The organism is Variovorax boronicumulans (assembly GCF_009811375.1).
Taxonomy (GTDB): Bacteria; Pseudomonadota; Gammaproteobacteria; order Burkholderiales; family Burkholderiaceae_C; genus Variovorax; species Variovorax boronicumulans.
In genome coordinates this window covers 1,127,106-1,148,294 of record NZ_BKDH01000001.1, presented here as the reverse complement: position 1 = coordinate 1,148,294, position 21,189 = coordinate 1,127,106, and the positions used below count along the sequence as shown (strand labels likewise).

Here is a 21,189-nt window from a genome sequence, read left to right as displayed (position 1 = left end):
GCCTACCCATGGGAATCAGCCACTACATCAAGGAAATCGGCCGCGGCGCGCGGGGCGCCCGTCCGCTCACGCGCGAGCAGGCCTGCGACCTGTTCGGCCAGGTGCTGGACGGCACGGTCACCGACCTGGAGATCGGCGGCTTCTGCCTGGCCATGCGCATCAAGGGCGAGACGCCCGAGGAGATGGCCGGCTTTCTCGACGCCACGCATGCACGCCTGAACCCCGTGACGACCCGCGGCGGCCCGCTGATCGTGCTGCCCAGCTACAACGGCGCGCGCAAGCTGCCGGTGCTCACGCCGCTCCTGGCGCTGCTGCTGGCGCGCGAAGGCCTGGCGGTGCTGGTGCACGGCAGCGCGAGCGAAACCTCGCGCGTACTGGCATCGAACGTGCTTTCAGCCCTGGACATGCCCCCGATGACCACACTCACCCCCTTGGCCGCCGGCCAGGTGGGCTTTGCCCCGACCGAGCTGCTGAACCCCGCGCTCAAGCGCCTGCTCGACGTGCGCCGCGTGGTCGGTCTGCGCAACCCCGGCCACAGCGTGGTCAAGCTCATGCGCCCGACCACCGGCCCCTGCGTGGTGGTGGCCAGCTACACGCACCCCGAATACGCCCGCACGATGGGCGAGACCTTCGAACTCACGGGCATGACCGCCCTGCTCTCGCGCGGCCTCGAAGGCGAGGTGGTCTCCGACCCGCGCCGCACCGCGCAGATCGACGGCTTCGTGCGCGGCGTGCGCAGCGAACTCCAGGCCCAGGCCGCCGGCACCGCCGCCGACGTGCCTGGGTTGCCGAAAGAAATCGACGTCGCCACCACGGCCGCCTACACGCGACGCGTGCTGGCCGGCGAGCTTCCCGTGCCCGAAGCCATCTCGACGCAAGTCAGGCACATCACCGGACTGGCCTCCCACGCATGAACACCCCCTCCACCCTCATCACCGGCCGCTGCACGCTGGTGGGCGCCGGCCCCGGCGACCCCGAGCTGCTGACCGTCAAGGCCGTCAAGGCGATCCAGGCCGCCACGGTGCTGCTGGTCGACGACCTCGTGAACGACGCCGTGCTCCAGGCCTACGCCCGCCCCGGCGCGCGCATCGTGCACGTGGGCAAGCGCGGCGGCTGCAAGAGCACGCCGCAGGCCTTTATCGAGAGGCTCATGATCACGGCCGTGCGCGAAGGCGAGACCGTGGTGCGCCTGAAGGGCGGCGACCCGTTCATCTTCGGACGCGGCGGCGAAGAGGTGGAGCACCTGCGCGAGGCCGGCATCGAATGCGCGGTGGTCAACGGCATCACCGCCGGCCTGGCCGCCGTGACCTCGCTGGGCGTGCCGCTCACCCACCGCGACCATGCGCAGGGCGTGGTCTTCGTCACCGGCCACGCCAAGACCGGCGCCGGCGCGGCCGAAGACCCGACCGACTGGCGCGCGCTGGCCGCCACGGCGCACAACGCACGCCTCACGCTCGTGATCTACATGGGCGTCTCGGGCGCCGGCCACATCGAGCGCGAGCTGCTGCACGGCCTGCCGGGCGACACGCCCGTGGCCGTGGTGCAGCACGCGAGCCTGCCGCACCAGCGCCACCTCGTGACCACGCTGCAGGGCCTGCAGGCCCGCATCGCCGACGCCGGGCTGGCCAGCCCGGCGGTGATCGTGGTGGGCGACGTGCTGCAGGGGCTGGCCGCGGCCGCGCTGCAGCCGGGCGACGCCGGCCGGTTCGGGACCTAGCCAGGCGCCTCCTAGCGCGCAGCTTCGAGGTGCGTGACGGTCGGCTTGCCCTTCACCACCTCGACATGAAACCGGACCTTGTCGCCGGGCTTGACCTGTTCGAGCATCTGCTTCTCGGCCACATCGAAACCCATCGTCATCGGCGGCATCGCCAGGTTGGGGATGTCGCCGTGCTTCAGCACGATCAGGCCGCGGGCCGGGTCGATCTTCTGGACCACCGCATCAGTCAGCATGCCCGGCGCGGACGCCTTCGCGGGCGGAGGCTCGCTCTTCGGCGCCTGGGCCTGGGCGGCACCGGCCAGGCCCGCGATCAGTGCGAAGGCAAGGAGATGGAGGAAGTTCATGGGGTGGCTCCTGGGTTGGAAGCGTGGTTGGAAACAGCAGACGACAAAGGGGCGCGGCGGCGCAAGAGATACCAGGCCGCAGGCACGACCAGCATGCTCAGCAGCGGCGCGGTGACCATGCCGCCCACCATGGGTGCGGCAATGCGGGTCATCACCTCCGAGCCGGTGCCGCTGCCCCACAGGATGGGCAGCAGGCCGGCCATCACGACGGCCACGGTCATGGCCTTGGGCCGCACGCGCAGCACGGCGCCTTCGCGGATCGCGGCCAGGAGCGTCTCCTCGTTCATCGGCTCGCCGGCGTCGAGGCGCCGCGCCAGCGCGTTCTTCAGATAGACCAGCATCACCACGCCGAACTCGGCCGCCACGCCGGCCAGCGCGATGAAGCCGACCGCCGTGGCCACCGAGATCGAATGGCCCAGCGCCCAGATGAGCCAGAAGCCGCCGACGAGCGAGAACGGCACGGCCGCCATCACGAGCGCCGCATCGGCGAACGAGCGGAACAGCAGGTAGAGCAGTACGAAGATCACCGCCAGCGTGGCCGGCACGACCAACTTCAGCCGCTCGGTCGCGCGCGCCAGGTACTCGAACTGGCCGGACCATGACACCGCATAGCCCGCGGGCATCTTCACGGCCCGGTCGACGGCCGCCTGCATGTCGTGGACGGCGGAGTGCAGGTCGCGCCCGCGCACGTCGACGTAGACCCAACCCGACAGCCGCGCGTTCTCGCTGCGCAGCATCGGCGGGCCGTCTTCGATCGCGATGCGCGCGACATCGCCCAGCAGCAGTTGCGCGCCCTTTTCCGTCACGAAGGGCAGCTGCCGCAGCCGCTCCAGCGAATCGCGGATCTCGCGCGGGTAGCGCACGTTGATCGGGTAGCGCTCACGGCCCTGGATCACTTCGCCCACGTTCTCGCCGCCGATGGCCGTGGATACCACGGCCTGCACATCGGCCACCGAGAGGCCGTAGCGCGCGGCGGCGAGGCGATCGACATCGACGTCGATGTAGCGCCCGCCGGTGAGCCGCTCCGCCAGCGCCGACGACACGCCGGGCACGCCCTTCACCGCCGCCTCGATCTGCGTGGTGAGCGCATCGATGGTGGCCAGGTCCGCCCCCGCCACCTTGATGCCGACCGGGCTCTTGATGCCCGTGGCCAGCATGTCGATGCGGTTGCGGATGGGCGGCACCCACACGTTGGTCAGGCCCGGCACCTTGACGGCGCGGTCCAGTTCCTCGATCAGTCGGTCGGGTGTCATGCCGGCGCGCCATTCGCTTCTCGGCTTGAACTGGACCGTGGTCTCGAACATCTCGAGCGGCGCCGGGTCGGTCGCGGTGTCCGCGCGGCCGGCCTTGCCGAACACGCGCGCGACCTCGGGCACGGTCTTGATGAGGCGGTCGGTCTGCTGCAGCAGTTCGGCCGCCTTCGACACCGACAGCCCCGGCAGCGCCGACGGCATGTAGAGCAGGTCGCCTTCGTCCAGCGGCGGCATGAACTCGCCGCCCAGGCGCATCAGCGGCACCACGGTGAGCGCCAGCAGCACCGCGGCGACGGCGAGCGTCCCCTTGGGAAAACGCAGCACCAGTTCCAGCGCGGGCCGGTACACGGCCATCAGAAAGCGGTTCACGGGATTGGCACCTTCGTGCGGAATGCGCCCGCGCACCAGGTAGCCCATGAGCACCGGGATCAGCGTGACCGACAGACCCGCCGCAGCGGCCATGGCGTAGGTCTTGGTGAAGGCCAGCGGCGAGAACAGCCGCCCTTCCTGCGCCTCGAGCGAGAACACGGGGACGAAAGACAGCGTGATCACCAGCAGCGAGAAGAACAGCGCCGGCCCGACCTCCACCGACGCGTCGGCAACGAGCCGCCATCGCTCGACCACCGTCGGCTGCCGGCCCTGCGTCGTCTCGAAGGCCTCGATGTGCTTGTGCACGTTCTCGACCATCACGATGGCGCCGTCCACCATCGCGCCGATGGCGATCGCGATGCCGCCCAGCGACATGATGTTGGCGTTGACGCCCTGCCAGTGCATCACGATGAAGGCCGCGAGCACGCCGATCGGCAAGGCCACCACGGCCACCAGCGCCGAGCGCAGGTGGAACAGGAAGACCGCGCAGACCAGCGCCACCACGATGAACTCCTCGATCAGCTTGCCGCGCAGGTTGTCGACGGCGCGGTCGATCAGCAGCGAGCGGTCGTAGGTCGGCACGATCTCGACGCCCGGCGGCAGGCCGGGCTTGAGCGCATCGAGCTTGGCCTTGACGGCCTCGATGGTCGAGCGCGCGTTCTTGCCCGAGCGCATGACGATCACGCCGCCGGCCACTTCGCCCTCGCCGTCGAGTTCGGCGATGCCGCGGCGCATCTCGGGGCCGATCTGCACGGTGGCCACATCGCGCAGCAGCACCGGCGTGGCGCCCGTCACGGCCAGCGGGATGGTGCGGAAGTCGTCCAGCGAACGCAGGTAGCCGCGCGAACGCACCATGTACTCGGCCTCGGCGAGTTCGACGACCGAGCCGCCCGAGGCCTGGTTGGCCTTCTGCAGCGCCGCCACGACCACCTGCTGCGTGATGCCCAGCGCGCGCATGCGGTCGGGGTCGAGCACCACCTGGTACTGGCGCACCATGCCGCCGATGCTGGCGACCTCGGCCACGTCGGGCACGGTCTTCAGTTCGAACTTGAGGAACCAGTCGTTCAGCGCGCGCAGCTGCCCGATGTCGCGCGTGCCCGTGCGGTCGACCAGCGCGTACTCGTAGACCCAGCCCACGCCCGTGGCGTCAGGGCCGAGCGATGCGTTGGCACCAGCTGGGAGTCGGCTCTGAACCTGATTGAGGTATTCGACGACGCGCGAGCGCGCCCAGTACGGGTCGGTCTTGTCGTCGAACAGCACGTAGACGAAGGAGTCGCCGAAGAACGAGTAGCCGCGCACGGTCTTCGCGCCGGGCACGCTGAGCATGGTGGTGGTCAGCGGGTAGGTGACAAGGTCTTCGACCACCTGGGGCGCCTTGCCGGGGAAAGGCGTGCGGATGATGACCTGTGTGTCGGACAGGTCGGGCAGCGCATCGAGTGGCGTGCGCGCCACCGACCACCACCCGGCGGCCACCAGGAACAAGGTCGCGATCAGCACCAGGAAGCGGTTGCCGATCGACCAGCGGATGACGGCGGCGATCATCGCTTGGCGCCCTGTGGCATGCGCTGGACGGAGACCAGCTCGTAGCCGGTGGGGCCGCCCTCCTTGAATTCGAAGCGGACCAGGTCGCCGGGCTGGACGTCCGGGAACGCCTCTGGCGATGCCTTCGCAAAGCCCATCGTCATCGGCGGCCACTTGAGCGTGGCGACAGGGCCGTGCGAGATCGTGAGGCCGTCGGGCGCCACGCTTTCGACCTTGCCTTCGGCCTGGTGCAGCACGGCGGTCGGCGCTGCGGCCTTGGCCGCGAGCGATGCCATGCTGCCCAGCACCGAACGCAGTCGGGCCTCCGAGTCGATGAGGAACTGGCCGCTGGCCACCACCTGCTCGCCTTCATTCAGACCGGAGATGACTTCGGTGTCGTCGCCCAGGTCCGTGCCAGTCGACACATCGCGCGGCTCGAACGCGCCATCGGCCTTGCGCACGATGACGACCGCGCGCTTGCCGGTGCGGATCACGGCTTCGGACGGCACGACCAGCCGGGTGCTGGCGGGCCCCGTCACCTGCAGGCGCAGCAGCAGGCCGGGCGTGAGCGTGCCGCGCCGGTTGTCGACCTCGAAGCGGGCCTTCAGGGTGCGGGTGGCTGCGTTGACCTCGGGCAGGATCTCGTCGAGCGTGCCGTCGAACGACTGGGCGGCATCGGCCTGGAGGGTCGCCTTGACCTTCTGGCCGCGTGCGAGCCGCACGGCCTGTGCTTCCGGAATCTCGGCCACCGCCCAGACCTTCTCCAGGCCAGCGATGCGGAACAGTGTCGTGCCGGGCGTGACCGCAACGCCTTCGCGCACGCCCAGCTCGGCCACCACGCCGTCGGACGGTGCGGTGAGCACGTAGCGCGCCTGCGCCGTGCCGGTTTCCTCGCTGCGGCGGATGAGCTCGGCGGGGATGGACAGGGCCCGCATGCGATCACGCGCCGCGGCGACGATGTCGGCGGAAACGCCCGAGCGCTTGAGGGCCAGCCATTCGTTCTGCGGCCCGAGCCATTCAGGCGCGAAGACCGTCGCCAACGCCTGCCCCTTGCGCACGCGCTCCATCGGCGCGCGGACCGACAGGCGCTCGACGTAGCCCGCCACGCGCGTCTGCACGACGACGTTGAGGCGCTCGTCGAACTGCACGGCGCCGACGGCATCGAAAGACGCGGAGACTTCCGCGCGCCGCACGCCGGCATACCGGATGCCGAGGTTCTGCTGGACCGTGGGGCTCACCTGCACACCGCCTTCGTTGCCCGTGCCGGTGATGCTGTCGGCGTACATGGGCACCAGCTGCATGTCCATGAAGGGCGACTTGCCGGGCTTGTCGAAGCGCGGGCCCGGCACCATGGGGTCGTGCCAGTAGAGAACCTTGCGGCTGTCAGCGGTGGGCGGCGTGGTCGCCGACGCCTCCGTGGGCGGGGCGGTCGTGCGCCCCAGGTAGAAGGCGCCTGCTGCGAGCAACAGGGCGGCCAGCAGCGAAGCACCGATCGTGCGTGTGCGGTTCATGGGGCCCCCTCGCTGGTGAGCGGCCGGAAGGCCAGTTGGACGTGGGTTCTGGCCAGGTCGCGCTGCAGCGTCAGCAGCTTGCGCTGCGCTTCGACTTCGGCATGCCGCGCCTCGAACAGCGTGACGAGGCTGCCCTGGTTGGAGCGGTAGGCCGCGGTCGCGGCTGCCGTTCTCTGGCCGGCCGGAACGACCACGCCCGTGCGGTAGCGGTCGATGCGTTGCTGCAGGCGTTGCGCATCGCTGCGCAGCGCCTGGTACTCGGCGGTCGCGGCCCGGGTGGCTTCGGCCAGGTCGGCCTCGGCTTTCTCGACCAAGGCGAGCTTGGCGGCGGTGTCCCGATCCTGCCGCTCGCCGGGTGCGATCGGCAGAGGAATGCTCAGGCCCACCGACACCATGTCGGCGTAGCCGGTGCGCTGGCCATAGGCGAGCTCCCAGGTCCAGTTCGGCTTGCGGTTGGACGCGATGACGGCCGCCGTCTGCCTGGCCACGTCGACATCGCGCTGCAGGGCCGCGACCGTGGGGTGCGCGGCCACGTAGGCGGCTTCGGAGGGCACGGCGATGGCGCCCGGAGACCGCAGTTCGTCGGGCGGCACGCCGACCCAGCGCTGGAAGGCGACGCTGGCGGCTTCCTGCTGCTGCTGGAGGTCGGCCGTCTCGTCTTCCGCGATGCCTCTGGCGCCGGCCAGCGCCAGCACGTCCTGGCTGCTCCCCGCGGCCGACGACAGGCGTGCGCGCGAGGCTTCCAGTTCTTCGTGCGCATGGTGTTCCATGCGCCGCGCGAGCTTGACGCTCTCGCCTACGTAGAAGGCGTCCACGTAGGCGAGCGCGGCCTGCCGGCGGGTGTCGGCCACGGCGGCCTGCACCCGCACCGCCTCCAGGCCGACCGACGCCTCGGCGGCGGCCTGCCGCGCGGCGCGCTTGTCGGCGGACAGCCATTCCTGGCTGATGCCGATGCGCTTCATCGTCATCGAATCGCGCGTGGTGTGGAAACGGTCCGCACCCGTCGCGGGCAGGTTGTCGACGCCGATGCGCAGCGTCGGGTCGGGAAGCTGCGGGGCCGCGGAGGCCGCCGCCGTGGCGCTGGCGACGCCGGCACGGGCGGCGCGGGTGGCTTCGGAGCGCTGCGTCGCCCGCTGAAGCGCGTCCTCCAGGGACAGGGGGGCCGCCGTCGCCAGGTACGGCAGCAGCGCGGCAGCCCATGCGGCCGCGCGCGAAAAGGAAATGAACATGAAAACTCCGCAAACGAACGAGCGAATCGCTGGCAGGCGGACGCGCCGCACCAGCACCGGTCAGTCGACGGAGATGTCAGACGCGCAGTCTGCGCGTGGCGAGAAAAACGGGATCGGGCGGTGGATGCTGCCGCTCCGGCACGGCCTGCGGCGGAAGGACATGGCCCTCCGACACCAGCACCAGGGGCATCACCACGAGCTGCACGATGGCCGGCAGCGAAGGCGTGGTCAGCTTCACCGGCTCGAAGGACAGCGACAGGTCGGCGGCGTGCTGGAAGCACAACACCGGCTGGGCCATGTCCATGCCTTCGCAGGGCTCGCCCGACGCCATCCTCTCGGCCATCGAACCCGGGCTGTCCGGGGCGCCGGGGCAGACATAGCCTGCCAGCGCCAGCTGCGAGAACAGCAGCGACAGGACCACGAAAATCGCGGTCGTGCAGCGACGAAGGGAGCGGCGGGCCATGAGGAGGCGCAGTGTAGCGCCGCCGTCCGGGCGCCGCCTAAAATCCCGCCCGGCCCAACGAACAAGAAGGAAGAGGCAGGGATGCTCGACAAACTCAACGAATTCACCGAAAGCCACGGCGAGCTGCGCCGCGGGCGCGGGCTGGTCACGGGCACCATCGCCTTCAGCCTCGCCGCCCTGTGCTTTCTGGGCGTGCTGGCCTTCCACTTCCCGCAGTACCTGACGACGCCCGAGCTGCGCAAGAGCTACAACGTCGACGTCATGCGCGTCATTCTGCTGACGGCGCTGGTCATTGCGGGCGGGCTCTCGCTGGTCAACATCATCTTCAACCGCTCGCGCTGGCTCTCGTCGGCCGCGTTCCTGCTGGTGGTGGTGTCGGCGCTGCTGGGCGGGCACAAGGTGCCGGTGCACGACTTCGCGGACCACACGCCGTACATCGGGCTCGATTGGTTCATCCTCGACCTGCTGGGCTCGTCGCTGATCTTCATCTTCATCGAGAAGCTCTTTGCGCTGCGCAAGGACCAGCCGGTGTTCCGCGAAGAGTGGCAGACCGACTTTCATCACTTCGTGGTGAACCACATGATCGTGGGCTTCGTGCTGCTGGCCACCAACCTCATGGTGCACAAGCTCTTCGGCTGGGCCGCCAACGACGGCATCCGCGGCTGGGTGAGCAACCTGCCGTTCTGGGCCGGCATCCTGCTGATCATCCTGGTGGCCGACCTCGTGCAGTACTGGACGCACCGCGCGTACCACGAGGTGCCGGTGCTGTGGCGCCTGCACGCCGTGCACCACAGCGTGAAGAGCATGGACTGGATGGCGGGCTCGCGCCAGCACATCCTGGAGCTGCTGATCACGCGCACGCTGGTGCTCGCGCCGATCTACGTGCTGGGCTTCAGCAAGGACGTGATCGACGCCTACATCGTGGTGGTCGGCTTCCAGGCGGTGTTCAACCACTGCAACGTGAGCGTGCGCCTGGGGCCGCTGCGCTACCTCATCGTGACGCCCAACTTCCACCACTGGCACCACAGCCAGGACATCGAGGCGCTCGACAAGAACTACGCGGCGCACTACGCCTTCCTCGACTACCTCTTCGGCACGGCCGTGAAGAGCACCAAGCTCTGGCCCGAAAAATACGGCGTGCTGGGCGACTACGTGCCCAACGGCTTCTTCAAGCAGCTGAAGTTCCCGTTCGTCTGGAAGGGATGACCATGGCCTCCCTTCTTCGCGCCGTGGCGCTCGCCGCGGCGCTGCCGCTCCTGCTCTCGGCCTGCGCCACGCGCATCGAGATGCCCTCCGAAACCTCCGGCCTGCGCCTGCGCGTGCAAAGCTCGGTGATCGCCCCCGGCAACGGCGGCGAGCTGATCGGCGCCGAGGTGCTGGCGCCCGGCGACATCCTGCTGACCTCGATCGCCACGGTGAATTCGTTCGGCATCCGCCTGGGCACCTTCTCGCCGGTGAGCCATGCCGTGCTGTACCTGGGCGACGGCCAGATCGCCGAGGCCGTGGGCACCGGCGTGCGCGCACGGCCGCTGGCCGAGGTGGTCGACGAAGAGCAGATGGTCGTCGCCTTCCGCGTGCCGGGCCTCGTCGAGGCCGACGTCGAGAAGATGCGCGAGTGGGCGCATTCGCAGGTCGGCACCCGCTACAACACCGCCGGCGTGCTGCTGAACGCGCCCTTCGTGCTGAACCGCCGGCTGTGCGAGCTGCCGCTGATTCCGTCGGCCGTCAGCGCGTACTGCATCAGCGGCCTGGCCACGGTGCAGCTGGGCGCCAGTCGCAACGACCAGTTCTTCTGCTCCCAGTTCGTGCTGGAGGCCTACCGCCAGGCCGGCGTGCCGATCACCGACGCCGACCCGCGCTGGGTGAGCCCCGCCGACCTGCTCCACATGCGCGAGGGCGACGTGCCCTCGATCGCCGCCACGCAGCCGCTGCGCTACGTGGGCCACCTCAAATACAACCCGCCGCCGGTGCTGGCGGCAGACGGACCCGCTTGAGCTCTCCTTCTTCTTCCCCTCCCTCTTCTTCCTTTGACGTCGTTGTCGTCGGTGCCGGCGCCGCCGGTCTTTTTTGCGCCGCCCTGGCGGGCCAGCGCGGCCTGCGCGTGCTGCTGGTCGACCACAGCGAGAAGGTCGGCGAAAAGATCCGCATCTCGGGCGGCGGCCGCGCCAACTTCACCAACCGCGACCTCGACGTGCGCGCCCCGCAGCGCCATTTCGTCGGCGACAACCCGAATTTCTGCCGCTCGGCGCTCTCGCGCTACGCGCCGCAGCAGTTCATCGACATGGTGCAGCGCCACGGCATCGCGTACCACGAGAAGCACAAGGGCCAGCTGTTCTGCGACGGCTCCTCGCAGCAGATCGTCGACATGCTGCTGGCCGAGTGCGCCGCCGGCAACGTCGAACGCTGGCAGCCGTGCAAGCTCGGCGACATCGCCTTTGTCGACGGGCGCTACCAAATCAGTAGCACGCGCGGCCCGATCGACGCGCCCAAGCTCGTGGTGGCCACCGGCGGCCTGTCGATTCCCCAGATTGGTGCAAGCGATTTCGGCTACCGGCTCGCCGAGCAGTTCGGCCTGCGCCTGGTCACGCCGCGCCCGGCGCTCGTGCCGCTAACCTTCGGCGGCGACGCCTGGGCGCCCTACGCCGGCCTGGCCGGGCTGGCGCTGCCGGTGCGCATCGAGACCGGCGGCAAGAAGGACAGGATGGCCTTCCTGGAAGACCTGCTGTTCACCCACCGCGGCCTGTCGGGCCCGGCGGTGCTGCAGATCTCGAGCTACTGGAAGCCCGGCGCCCCGCTGACGCTGGACTTCGCGCCCGGCATGGACGTGGCCGAGTCGCTGTCCGACGCCAAGCGGCGCTCGAAGAAACGCATCGCCAACGAGCTGGCCACGCTGGTGCCCTCGCGGCTGGCCGACGCCTGGGTCGGCGAAGACCCGGCCCTGCAGCGCCCGGTCAACGAGGCCACCGACAAGGCGCTGGCGGCGCTGTCCGAGCGCATCGCCCGCTGGCAGATCACCCCCAGCGGCACCGAGGGCTACAAGAAGGCCGAGGTGACGGCGGGCGGCGTCGACACGCGCGATCTGTCGTCCCAGACCATGGAATCGAAGCAGCCGGGCCTGTATTTCATCGGCGAAGTGGTCGATGTGACCGGCTGGTTGGGCGGATACAACTTCCAATGGGCGTGGGCGAGCGCACATGCGTGCGCAACCGCGCTATAATCGCGGGCTAACTCTGGCCTTCCCTCAACGGCCGCAAAAAGTTTTCAGTTGAGGAACCCCGGCTTGGGGCCTCGATCTCCCCCGGCCAAATCCATTTCAACGATTCATCAATGACCACCATCCGCGTTAAAGAAAACGAGCCCTTCGACGTCGCCCTGCGCCGCTTCAAGCGCACCATCGAAAAGCTCGGCCTGCTGACCGACCTGCGCGCCCGCGAGTTCTACGAGAAGCCGACGGCTGAGCGCAAGCGCAAGAAGGCAGCTGCGGTCAAGCGCCACTACAAGCGCGTGCGCAGCATGCAGCTCCCCAAGAAGCTGTACTAAGCAACGCCCAGGGTGGCTGGCCCCGACGAAAGTCCCCGCCAGCGCCCCGTTGCACCAGCCGCGCCAGGGAAACCTGCCGCGGCTTTTGTTTTTTCCGAAAGGTTGCGAAGAATGACTCTCAAAGAACAAATCACCGAAGACATGAAGACGGCGATGCGCGCCAAGGACTCGGAGCGCCTGGCCACCATCCGCCTGCTGCTCGCCGCCATGAAGCAAAAGGAAGTCGACGAGCGCGTGGAACTCGACGACGCCATGGTAGTGGCCATCGTCGACAAGATGGTCAAGCAGCGCAAGGACTCGATCGCCGCGTTCACCACGGGTGGCCGCGCCGACCTGGCCGACAAGGAAGCCGCCGAGATCAAGGTGCTCGAGGTCTACCTGCCCCAGCGCATGAGCGCCGACGAAACGGCCGCCGCGGTGAAGGCCATCGTGGCCGAGCTGGGCGCCTCGGGCCCCGGCGACATGGGCAAGGTGATGGGCGTGGTCAAGACGCGCCTGGCCGGCAAGGCCGACATGGGCCAGGTCAGCGCCGCGGTCAAGGCCGCCCTCACGGGCGCCTGAGGCGGCCACCGCCATGAAGAACGGCAGCAGCAGCCCGCTCGGCGCCGCGCCCGTCGCCACGATCCCGAAGGCCTGCGCCTGCCTGGTCGATGCGCAGGGCCGGCTGCTGGTGTTCCGTCATCCCGAGGACGGCAACATGCAGCTGCCCAAGGGCACCATCGAGCCCGGCGAGTCGCCCGAGGCGGCCGTGCGGCGCGAGCTGCTCGAAGAGTCGGGCCTGGTGTTCGCCGGCCGGCTGGAGTCGCTGGGCACGCTGGAGCGCGAATGCGAAGCCGGCGTCGAAGGCAACACGCACCGCCACCCGCAGCGCTGGCACATCTTCCTGATGCGCGACCACCGCGCCCTGCCCGAGACCTTCGAGCACATGGCCACGGGCAGCCCCGAAGAAGAAGGCCTGGTGTTCTCGTTCTACTGGCTCGACGCCAACGCGGCCATCGAGGACTTCGCCCTGCCCTACCGCCAGACCATCGAACGCGTGCGCGCGGCCCTGCTGGCCGCCAGCTGACCGGTCACGGGATCAGGCGGACATGACGGCGCGCAGCGCCATGTACGCCCCCAGCAGCGCCAGCCCGATCAGAAAGCAACGCCGGAACACGGCCACCGGCAGCCGCTGCCGCAGCCAGGTGCCCAGCACCATGCCGCCGACCGCCGGCGCCAGCATCGCGACCGACCCGCCCAGCACCGCCGCCGGGTAGCTTCCGTTCGCCGCCAGCCCCAGGGCCAGCACCACGGTGGAGGTGGTGAACGAGATGCCCATGGCCTGGATCAGCGCATCGCGCTGGAAACCCAGCGCCTGCAGGTACGGCACGGCCGGCACCGCGAACACGCCGGTCACAGACGTCACCAGTCCCGTCGCAGCGCCCACCACAGGCCCCAGCCAGCGCGCCTGCGCGTCGCTCACGTGCAGCTGCCGCCCCGTCAGCCCCCACAGCGCATAGATCACCAGCGCCACGCCCAGCGCCAGCGAAGCCCAGGCCCCGGCCGGTACGCCCAGCCACCACGCCCCGGCCAGCGTGCCCACCACGACGCCGGCCTGCATGCGACCGATGCGGCGGAACACCGCGCCGAAGCTCGCGCGCGGTCCGGTCTGCCAGAGGTTGGTGACCAGCGACGGCACGATCAGCAGCGCCGCCGCCTGCGCCGGCGACATCCACAGCGCGAGCAGCGCCATCGCCACGGTCGGCAGCCCGAGGCCGATCACGCCCTTGATCAGGCCGGCCAGCAGGAACACCGCGGCCGCCGCCGCCCACAGGCCCGTTGCATCGTTGGAAATCGTCATCGCCGCGGAGTCTGCCGACCGGCGCAGCGGCTGGAAATGCGGCTTTCGCGCAGCCAGCCTCAGGCACAGGCTGAGGCTGGCGTGCTACCTTGCGGCCCATCATGCGATTCGACCTGACCGACCTGCGGCTCTTTCTCCACGTCGTCGAAGCCGGCAGCCTCACGGCCGGCGCCGGCCGCTCGCACATGACGCTGGCCTCGGCCAGCCAGCGTGTGCGCGGCATGGAAGACGCGCTCGGCACGCCCCTGCTCACGCGTCACGCGCAAGGCGTGCGCCCCACCGAGGCCGGACGCACGCTGCTGCACCACGCGCGCGTCGTGCTGCAGCAGATGGAGCGGCTGCGCGGCGAGCTCGGCGAGTACGGCCAGGGCCTCAAGGGCCACGTGCGCTTCATGTGCGGCACCTCGGCGCTCACCGAGCACCTGCCCGAGGTGCTGAGCCGCTTCCTGGCCGAGCATCCGCGCATCTCGGTCGACCTCGAGGAGCGCGCCAGCCCCGACACCGTGGAGGCCCTGCGCAGCGGCCTGTGCGACATCGGCATCGTCTCCGACGCCATCGAGAGCGACGGCCTCGAATGCCACCCCTTCCGCCGCGACGACCTCGTGCTGGTGATGCCGCGCGGCCACGCGCTGGCCAGCCGGCGCCGCTTGCACCTGGCCGAGGTGGTCGACAGCGAGTTCGTCGGCCTGCCCGCCGACAGCGCGCTGCAGCAGCTGATCACCGGGCATGTGCGCGCGCTCGCCAGGCACCTGGCCTACCGCGTGCGTGTGCGCAACTTCGAGGCCGTGTGCCGCATGGTCGAGTACGGCATCGGCGTGGGCATCGTGCCGCAGACCGCGGCCGAGCGCTGCGCCCGTTCGATGAAGATCGCGCGCGCCTCGCTCGCCGACCCGTGGGCCGAGCGCACGCTCATGGCCTGCGTGCGCTCGTCGCAAGACCTGCCGCTCAATGCGCGGCGCATGCTCGACTACCTGATCGCACCGCCGCCGGCGGCGGACGCTACGCGCAAGTGACCGGCCGCCCCTGCTGCGCCCGCGCCGCGATGAAGGCCTCGAAGGCTTCGCGGCTGGTCTTGCGCGGCACGTAGCCGAACTGGGTCTTCAGCGCGGTGTTCAGCAACACCGGCCGGTAGCGCAGGAAGTCGAGCTGCTCGGGCCCGTAGCGGCTCACGCCCAATGCCGAGCCCGCGGCCAGCGCCGCCTGCAGCACGCCGGCCGGCCAGGCGATGGCGCGCTTGCCGAGCCGCGCAGCAATCTCGTGGATCGTGAGCGCGCCGTCGCCCGCGAGGTTGTAGCAACCGGGCGGCGCGCCGCCGAGCGCATGGGCGATGGCGCCGGTCACGTCCTCGTCCCACACGAACACGAAGGGGCTGTCGCTGCCGCGGATGGCGATCAGCCGCTTCTTCTCGAACAGCGCCGTGATCTGGTTGTCGACGCGCTCGCCGAGGATGGTGCCGATGCGCAGCACCGTCTGCGCCAGCGCGGGATGCTGCCTGCGGCACTCGGCCAGCATCTCTTCCACCTGTCGCTTGTGGTCGGCATAGGCGAACACCGGGTTGCCGCGCAGCGGCTGCGACTCGGTGATCCAGGCCGGGTTGTCCGCGTGGTAGCCGTAGGCCGCGCCACTCGACGACACCACGATGTGCCCCACGCCGCGCGCCACGCAGGCGTCGAGCACGTTGCGCGTGCCCCCCACGTCCACCGAATGCTCGAAAGCGCGGTTCGAGTCCTTGCCGGGCGTGACGATGGACGCGAGGTGCACCACCGTGTCGATCGCGTGTTCGGCGAGCACGTCGGCGATGCCGTCGTCGCGCACGTCCCGCTGCAGGTAGACCACGCCGGGCAGCCGGCGCTCGGCGGGCACCTCGCGCACGTCGAGTGCCACCAGCGTCTCGAAGGTGCCTTGCGCGGCCAGCACTGCGAGCACGCTGCGCCCGAGAAACCCGTCACCACCTGTCACCAGCACGCGCCGCGCGGACGCCTTCCAGGTTTCGCTCATGGCGTCGCAGGCTTGCGCCCCCACCAGCTCGCCAGTGCCAGGCCCGCGATGATGTCCCAGAAGCCCCACACGCCGGCCACCACGGCCATGCCGCCGAGCCCGCCGAAGAAGCTGAAGATCAGCACCAGCCCGAGCCCCGCGTTGCGGATGCCCACCTCGATGGCCACCGCGCGCCGGTCGTAGTCGCCCAGCCCCGAGAGCCGCGCGCACAGGTAGCCGGTGCCGAAGGCCAGCGCGTCGTGGATCACCACCGCCATCAGCACCAGCCCCACGTAGTCGAGGAAGTAGCGCCAGTTGCCCGCGATGGCGCCGACGATGAAGGCGATCAGCGCCAGGAAGCTCAGGATGCGCGCCGGCTTCTTGATGCGCGCCGTGAGCCCCGGCAGCTTGTGCGCGCAGGCCACGCCCAGCACGAAGGGAATGCCGATGATCATCACGATGTGGCCCAGCATGTCGAAGGGGTCGAGCGCGATGGTCTTGAGCAGCACCGAGGCGGTGGGATGCAGGCCGCCCCAGAACGCGAAGTTCAACGGCATCACCACGATCGAGAGCGCATTCGAAATGGCCGTCATCGACACCGACAGCGCCACGTTGCCGCCCGCGCGGTGCGTGAGGATCTGCGAGATGTTGCCCGGCGGGCAGCAGGCCACGAGGATCATGCCCAGCGCGATGCTCGGGCCCGGCTGCAGGATCAGCGTGAGCACGAAGGTCACGGCCGGCAGCACCACGAACTGCGCGCCGATGCCCACCGCCATCGCACCGGGCATGCGTGCCACGCGCTTGAAGTCGTCGATGCGCGTGTCCAGCGCAATGCCGAACATCAGGAAGCCCAGCACCACGTTGAGCAGCACCAGCGAGGCCGGGTTGAAGTGCAGGCGGATCTCGTCGACAGGCAGCATGCGCGGAACCTCGTGAAGAAGGGATCGGTCGGTCAGTCAGCCAGTGCGGCAGCGGCCTGGCGCACGGCCGCGCGGTAGGTGTCCTTGTGCACGTAGTAGGCCATGCGCTCCAGCTGCAGGTACTTGAAGCCACCCGACAGGTCGGGCGGCGGCCCTTGCACCGCCGTGCGCAGCGCCGCCGCCTTGGGCGAGCCCGCGGCTTGCGCGCGGAAGTAGCGCGCCAGCAGCTCGGCCTGCTCGTAGCGTCCCTGCCAGCCGATGCCGCTGGCCTCGATCATGCCGAGCACGCCCAGCGTCTCGAAGCGCGGCGAGAAGATGTTCAGGTACAGGCGCGGTGCCATGCCCTGCCAGTTGAGCAGCTCGCGGTCGATGAACGGGTAGTGCAGCGCATAGCCCGTGGCCGTGAGGATCAGGTCGTAGTCGCGCGCGCTGCCGTCCTTGAAATGCACGGTGCGTCCGGCGAGCCGCGCGATATCGGCGCGCACGCCGATGTCGCCATGGCCCACGTGGTGCAGCACCAGCGAGTTCACCACCGGGTGCGACTCGTACATCTTGTAGTCGGGCTTCGGAAAACCGAAGCGCACCGGGTCGCCCGTGAACCACTGCAGCACGGTGGCGTCGACCTTCTGCTTGAGCCACGGCGGCAGCGGACGCTTGCCGCCCAGCGTGTCGGCCGGCTTGCCGAACACGTACTTGGGCACGAAGTAGTAGCCGCGCCGCACCGAGATGTCGACGCTTTGCGCGTAGTGCACGGCATCGACCGCGATGTCGCAGCCCGAGTTGCCGGCGCCGACGATCAGCACGCGCTTGTCCTTGAACAGCTCCGCGTGCTTGTAGCTGCTGGTGTGCAGCAGCTCGCCGTCGAAGTGGCCTTCGAACTGCGGGTGCTTGGGCTCGGAGAGCGTGCCGTTGGCGATCACCACGCCCTTGTACTCATCGGTTTCCACGGTGCCGTCGGGCGACTCGACGCTCACGCGCCAGCGCGTGTCGGGTGCGTCGCTCACCGGCTCCACGCGCAGCACGCGCGTGCCGAAGCGGAAGTGCGCGCGCAGGCCGAAGCGGTCGGCAAAGTCGCTGAAGTAGCGGCGCAGCTCGCGGTGGCTCGGGTAGTCGGCCACGGTGTCGGCCATCGGGAACTCGGCGAACTCGGTCGTGCGCTTGCTCGAGATCAGGTGCGCCGAGTGGTAGACCGTGGAGCGCGGGTTGTCGATGTCCCAGAGGCCGCCCACGTCGCTGTGCGCTTCGAAGCCCTGGAACGGAACGCCGAGCTTCTGCAGATTGCGCGCGCCCGCCAGGCCCGAGGGTCCGGCGCCGATGAGGGCGATCTGTTCGTGCGTGGGAACGGTGGCGGCGGCAGCGGAAGACGTCATCGGCGGGGAGGTTCTTTCTGGGAATTCAGACCGGGAATGGCGGTGGCACCCGCCTCGCCCACGCGCGGCTTGCGCGGCTGGCCGCGCAGCAGGCGGTCGTGCAGCGGCGCGGGCAACAGGTCGAGCGCTTTCGACAGCCAGCCGATGCGCCGCGGCAGCACGATCTTTTCGCGCCGGGCTGCCAGGCCCGCCAGCAGCTGGCGCGCCGCCGCGTCGGCCTCGAGCAGCCCCGGCATCGCGAAGCGGTTGCCGGCCGTGAGCGCGGTGCGGATGTAGCCCGGGCTCACCGTGTGCACCGTGAGCCCCGTGCCGCGCAGCTCGGCGCGCAGGCTTTCGAGATAGCGGATCAGGCCGCCCTTGCTCGCGCAGTAGGCGCCGTTGCCCGGCATGCCGTGCCAGCCCGCGATGCTGGCCACGCCCACGAGCGCGCCGCGGCCCTGCGCACGCATCGGCTGCACGAAAGGCTGGAAGGTGGTGGCTGCGCCGAGCAGGTTGATCTCGAGCATGCGGCGGAACACGGCCAGGTCGTCGGCCTCGGCGGTGTCGTAGCCGCCGGCCACGCCCGCGTTGGCGATCACGAGGTCGGGCGGGCCGAAGCGCTGCATCCAGTCGGCCGCCATCGCCTGCATGGCGGGGCCGTCGGACACGTCGGGCGTGTAGGCCTTGCAGCGCCCTTCGGCTGGGGCCGCGAGCGCCGCAAGGCGCTCGGTGTCGAGCCCCACCAGCGCCACACGCGCACCGCTGTCGATCAGCGCCCGCGCCAGCGCCTGCCCGAGGCCGCCGCAGGCACCGGTGAGAACGACATTGCGAAACGGCAAGAGCATGGGCGAGGAAGCGCGCAGGGCGGCGAGTGGCAAAGCGCAGCCACTGTAGCCGCGCCCTGCCACTGCATTCCCCAGCGTTTCCCCTTGTCCCGCGCCCTTGCGGGGCGTTCAGGCCGCTTCGGCGGCAGGGAATTCGATCTGGATCTTCACATCCGTGACGCGCCCGGCCGCGGCCTCCTCGAAGGCGGCGATGCCGTCTTCGAACGCGAAGGTGCGCGAGATGAAGGGCTTCACATCGACCTGCCCCGACGCGATGAGCGCCAGCGCGCGCGGAAAGATGTTGGCGTAGCGGAACACCGACTCGATGCGCGCCTCCTTCGCCTGGATCGCGACGATGTCGAAAGCCACCTTCGCGGCGGGTATGCCCACCAGCACCAGGCAGCCGCCGGGGCACAGCAGGTCGAACACGTTGTCGAAGGCGCGCACGCTGCCGCTGGCTTCGAAGACCACGTTCGCGCCCCAGCCGTCGGTGAGGGCCTGCACGGTGTCGGCGAGGCTGGTGCTGCGCACGTCGACCGTCGTCACCGCCGGGTTGTGGGCGAACAGCGCCAGCTTCTCGGGCACGAGGTCGGCCAGGATCACGCGCGCCGCGCCGCCCGCGAGCGCGGCCAGCGCCGTCATCGCGCCGATGGTGCCGGCGCCGATGACCACCGCCACGTCGCCCGGCTTCAGCGCCGCCTTCTTCGCGGCCTGCAGGCCGATGGCCAGCGGCTCGACGATGGCGCCTTCGCCGAAGCTCACGTTGTCGGGCAGGCGGAAGGTGAAGGCCGCCGGGTGCACCACGAACGGCGTGAGGCAGCCGTGGATCGGCGGCGTGGCCCAGAAGCGCACGGCAGGGTCGAGGTTGTAGAAGCCTTCGCGCACGGCGCGCGAGTCCATGTCGGGAATGCCGGGCTCCATGCAGACGCGGTCGCCGGGCTTCAGGTGCGTGACCTCGGCGCCCACCTCGGCCACCACGCCCGAAGCCTCATGACCGAGGATCATGGGCGCGTCGACGACGTACGGGCCGATGCCGCCGTGCTGGTAGTAGTGAACATCGCTGCCGCACACGCCGACGGTGTGCATGCGGATCTTCACGTCGCGCGGGCCGACGTGCAGCGGCAGCTCGACATCGCGCAGCGTGATCTCGTGCGCCTTTTCCAGAACCAGTGCTTTCATTGCATCTTTCTCAGAGGGTTGAAACGGGGGCCGCCATTCAATGCAGCACGGCGTCCGGACGCAGCAGCGAGGCGCCCGTCGCGACATCGAACAGGTGCACCTGCTGCGCATCGGCCACCAAGCGCAGCGGCTCGCCGAGCCGGGGTCCCGCCGCGGACGGCAGGAGCACGGCAATCTCTTCGCCGCCCTGCCCGACGCTCACCAGCACTTCGTTGCCGAGGTATTCGATGAGCTGGACCTCGCCGGCAAAGCCTTCGCTGTTCGCCTTGGCGGTGTCGAGGTGCAGGTGCGCCGGGCGCACGCCCAGCGTCACGCGCGCGCGGCCTTCGAGCGCGAAGCGGCGCGCATCCACGCGCACCGAACCGCCGCCGCCGCGCAGCTCGCACTGCCCGTTGTCCAGGCCGTGCACCGCCATCTCCATCAGGTTCATCGGCGGCGTGCCGATGAAGCCGGCCACGAAGGCCGAGCGCGGGCGTTCGAAGATTTCCTGCGGCGTGCCGACCTGCTCGACGCGCCCGTCGCGCAGCAGCACGATGCGGTCGGCCAGCGTCATGGCCTCGTGCTGGTCGTGCGTGACGTACACCGTGGTGGTCTTCAGCGTCTGGTGCAGCTTCGCGATCTCGATGCGCATGTGGTTGCGCAGCTTGGCGTCGAGGTTCGACAGCGGCTCGTCGAACAGGAACACCTTCGGCGTCTTGATCATGGCGCGCGCGATCGCCACGCGCTGCTGCTGGCCGCCCGACAGCTCGGTGGGCTTGCGCTGCAGGTAGCGCTCCAGGCCCAGCGTGTCCGACACCTCCTTGATGCGGCTGTCGATCTCGGCCTTGGGCACCTTCAGGCGCTTGAGCCCGAACGCGATGTTGTCGCGCACCGTCATGTGCGGGTACAGCGCGTAGTTCTGGAACACCATCGCGATGCCGCGCTCCTGCGGCGGCAGGTCGTTCACGCGCTGACCGCCGATGTGCAGGTCGCCGCCGCTGATGTCTTCCAGGCCCGCGAGCATGCGCAGGATGGTCGACTTGCCGCAGCCCGAGGGGCCGAGGAACACGACGAACTCGTTGTCGGCCACGTCGAGATCGAAGGCATGGACGACCTGCGTTTCCCCGTAGCGCTTGATGAGGTGGTGACAGCGGATGGCGGACATTTTTGGTTC

At 69.8% G+C, this 21,189-nt stretch carries 21 protein-coding genes; 9 read left to right on the top strand and 12 right to left on the bottom strand.

Annotation, left to right across the window (positions count from 1 at the left end; all coding sequences use genetic code 11):
- The first annotated feature begins 8 nt into the window (after positions 1–8).
- Together ybiB and cobA are read left to right on the top strand one after the other, a co-directional pair.
- On the top strand, positions 9–914 hold the full coding sequence (gene ybiB / locus VHAB30_RS05340; RefSeq protein WP_159276080.1) for a DNA-binding protein YbiB: 906 nt from the start codon (positions 9–11) through the stop codon (positions 912–914).
- Positions 911–1,717 carry a uroporphyrinogen-III C-methyltransferase gene (gene cobA, locus VHAB30_RS05335; RefSeq protein WP_095746075.1) on the top strand — a complete coding sequence of 269 codons (807 nt, stop codon included), beginning with the start codon at positions 911–913 and terminating at the stop codon, positions 1,715–1,717. Before ybiB ends, cobA begins: the two co-directional genes overlap by 4 nt.
- A gap of 11 nt (positions 1,718–1,728) precedes the next feature.
- On the opposite strand, the gene VHAB30_RS05330 is transcribed toward cobA, so the two are convergent.
- The 5 genes from VHAB30_RS05330 to VHAB30_RS05310 form a co-directional block, all read right to left on the bottom strand.
- Positions 1,729–2,061, bottom strand: a complete 333-nt coding sequence (locus VHAB30_RS05330) for a copper-binding protein (protein WP_159276079.1) — start codon at positions 2,059–2,061, stop codon at positions 1,729–1,731.
- A complete protein-coding gene (locus VHAB30_RS05325; RefSeq protein ID WP_159276078.1) occupies positions 2,058–5,225 on the bottom strand; it encodes an efflux RND transporter permease subunit in 3,168 nt (1,055 codons plus the stop codon). Before VHAB30_RS05325 ends, VHAB30_RS05330 begins: the two co-directional genes overlap by 4 nt.
- A complete protein-coding gene (locus tag VHAB30_RS05320) occupies positions 5,222–6,715 on the bottom strand; it encodes an efflux RND transporter periplasmic adaptor subunit (RefSeq protein WP_159276077.1) in 1,494 nt (497 codons plus the stop codon). Before VHAB30_RS05320 ends, VHAB30_RS05325 begins: the two co-directional genes overlap by 4 nt.
- Positions 6,712–7,944, bottom strand: a complete 1,233-nt coding sequence (locus VHAB30_RS05315) for a TolC family protein (protein WP_159276076.1) — start codon at positions 7,942–7,944, stop codon at positions 6,712–6,714. The genes VHAB30_RS05320 and VHAB30_RS05315 overlap by 4 nt, the downstream gene beginning before the upstream one ends.
- Positions 7,945–8,020: 76 nt before the next feature.
- Positions 8,021–8,407, bottom strand: coding sequence for a hypothetical protein (locus VHAB30_RS05310; protein WP_159276075.1), 387 nt, complete (start codon positions 8,405–8,407; stop codon positions 8,021–8,023).
- An 81-nt stretch (positions 8,408–8,488) separates the two neighbouring features.
- Between VHAB30_RS05310 and VHAB30_RS05305 the strand changes: the two genes are divergently transcribed.
- The 6 genes from VHAB30_RS05305 (at position 8,489) to VHAB30_RS05280 (ending at position 13,013) form a co-directional block, all read left to right on the top strand.
- The gene (locus VHAB30_RS05305) at positions 8,489–9,613 is read left to right on the top strand and encodes a sterol desaturase family protein (RefSeq protein ID WP_159276074.1); all 1,125 of its coding nucleotides are present in this window, start codon (positions 8,489–8,491) and stop codon (positions 9,611–9,613) included.
- Between the two features lie 2 nt (positions 9,614–9,615).
- On the top strand, positions 9,616–10,401 hold the full coding sequence (locus VHAB30_RS05300; RefSeq protein WP_159276073.1) for a YaeF family permuted papain-like enzyme: 786 nt from the start codon (positions 9,616–9,618) through the stop codon (positions 10,399–10,401).
- Entirely contained in the window at positions 10,398–11,624 is a 1,227-nt protein-coding gene (locus VHAB30_RS05295) for a BaiN/RdsA family NAD(P)/FAD-dependent oxidoreductase (RefSeq protein WP_159276072.1), read from the top strand. Before VHAB30_RS05300 ends, VHAB30_RS05295 begins: the two co-directional genes overlap by 4 nt.
- A 110-nt stretch (positions 11,625–11,734) precedes the next feature.
- Positions 11,735–11,947 carry a 30S ribosomal protein S21 gene (rpsU, locus tag VHAB30_RS05290; RefSeq protein WP_007833691.1) on the top strand — a complete coding sequence of 71 codons (213 nt, stop codon included), beginning with the start codon at positions 11,735–11,737 and terminating at the stop codon, positions 11,945–11,947.
- 111 nt (positions 11,948–12,058) lie between these two features.
- Positions 12,059–12,508, top strand: coding sequence for a GatB/YqeY domain-containing protein (locus VHAB30_RS05285; protein WP_062476513.1), 450 nt, complete (start codon positions 12,059–12,061; stop codon positions 12,506–12,508).
- A 13-nt stretch (positions 12,509–12,521) separates the two neighbouring features.
- Positions 12,522–13,013, top strand: coding sequence for an NUDIX domain-containing protein (locus VHAB30_RS05280; RefSeq protein WP_159276071.1), 492 nt, complete (start codon positions 12,522–12,524; stop codon positions 13,011–13,013).
- A gap of 12 nt (positions 13,014–13,025) precedes the next feature.
- On the opposite strand, the gene VHAB30_RS05275 is transcribed toward VHAB30_RS05280, so the two are convergent.
- Positions 13,026–13,787 carry a sulfite exporter TauE/SafE family protein gene (locus VHAB30_RS05275; protein WP_159276070.1) on the bottom strand — a complete coding sequence of 254 codons (762 nt, stop codon included), beginning with the start codon at positions 13,785–13,787 and terminating at the stop codon, positions 13,026–13,028.
- Positions 13,788–13,888: 101 nt separating this feature from the next.
- Here VHAB30_RS05275 and VHAB30_RS05270 point away from each other — a divergent pair, with 101 nt between their 5' ends.
- Positions 13,889–14,800 carry a LysR family transcriptional regulator gene (locus VHAB30_RS05270; RefSeq protein WP_159276069.1) on the top strand — a complete coding sequence of 304 codons (912 nt, stop codon included), beginning with the start codon at positions 13,889–13,891 and terminating at the stop codon, positions 14,798–14,800.
- On the opposite strand, the gene VHAB30_RS05265 is transcribed toward VHAB30_RS05270, so the two are convergent.
- From VHAB30_RS05265 to VHAB30_RS05240, 6 genes are all read right to left on the bottom strand, one after another.
- A complete protein-coding gene (locus VHAB30_RS05265) occupies positions 14,787–15,785 on the bottom strand; it encodes an SDR family oxidoreductase (protein WP_159276068.1) in 999 nt (332 codons plus the stop codon). The two genes, VHAB30_RS05270 and VHAB30_RS05265, sit on opposite strands and share 14 nt — an antisense overlap.
- A complete protein-coding gene (locus tag VHAB30_RS05260; protein WP_095746086.1) occupies positions 15,782–16,684 on the bottom strand; it encodes a bile acid:sodium symporter family protein in 903 nt (300 codons plus the stop codon). Before VHAB30_RS05260 ends, VHAB30_RS05265 begins: the two co-directional genes overlap by 4 nt.
- Before the next feature lie 32 nt (positions 16,685–16,716).
- Positions 16,717–18,054, bottom strand: a complete 1,338-nt coding sequence (locus tag VHAB30_RS05255; RefSeq protein WP_159276067.1) for a flavin-containing monooxygenase — start codon at positions 18,052–18,054, stop codon at positions 16,717–16,719.
- On the bottom strand, positions 18,051–18,878 hold the full coding sequence (locus VHAB30_RS05250) for an SDR family oxidoreductase (protein ID WP_159276066.1): 828 nt from the start codon (positions 18,876–18,878) through the stop codon (positions 18,051–18,053). Before VHAB30_RS05250 ends, VHAB30_RS05255 begins: the two co-directional genes overlap by 4 nt.
- 108 nt (positions 18,879–18,986) lie before the next feature.
- Complete coding sequence (locus VHAB30_RS05245; RefSeq protein WP_159276065.1) at positions 18,987–20,036, bottom strand: NAD(P)-dependent alcohol dehydrogenase; 1,050 nt, start codon at positions 20,034–20,036, stop codon at positions 18,987–18,989.
- A 37-nt stretch (positions 20,037–20,073) separates the two neighbouring features.
- The gene (locus VHAB30_RS05240; protein WP_159276064.1) at positions 20,074–21,180 is read right to left on the bottom strand and encodes an ABC transporter ATP-binding protein; all 1,107 of its coding nucleotides are present in this window, start codon (positions 21,178–21,180) and stop codon (positions 20,074–20,076) included.
- Between the last annotated feature and the right edge of the window lie 9 nt (positions 21,181–21,189).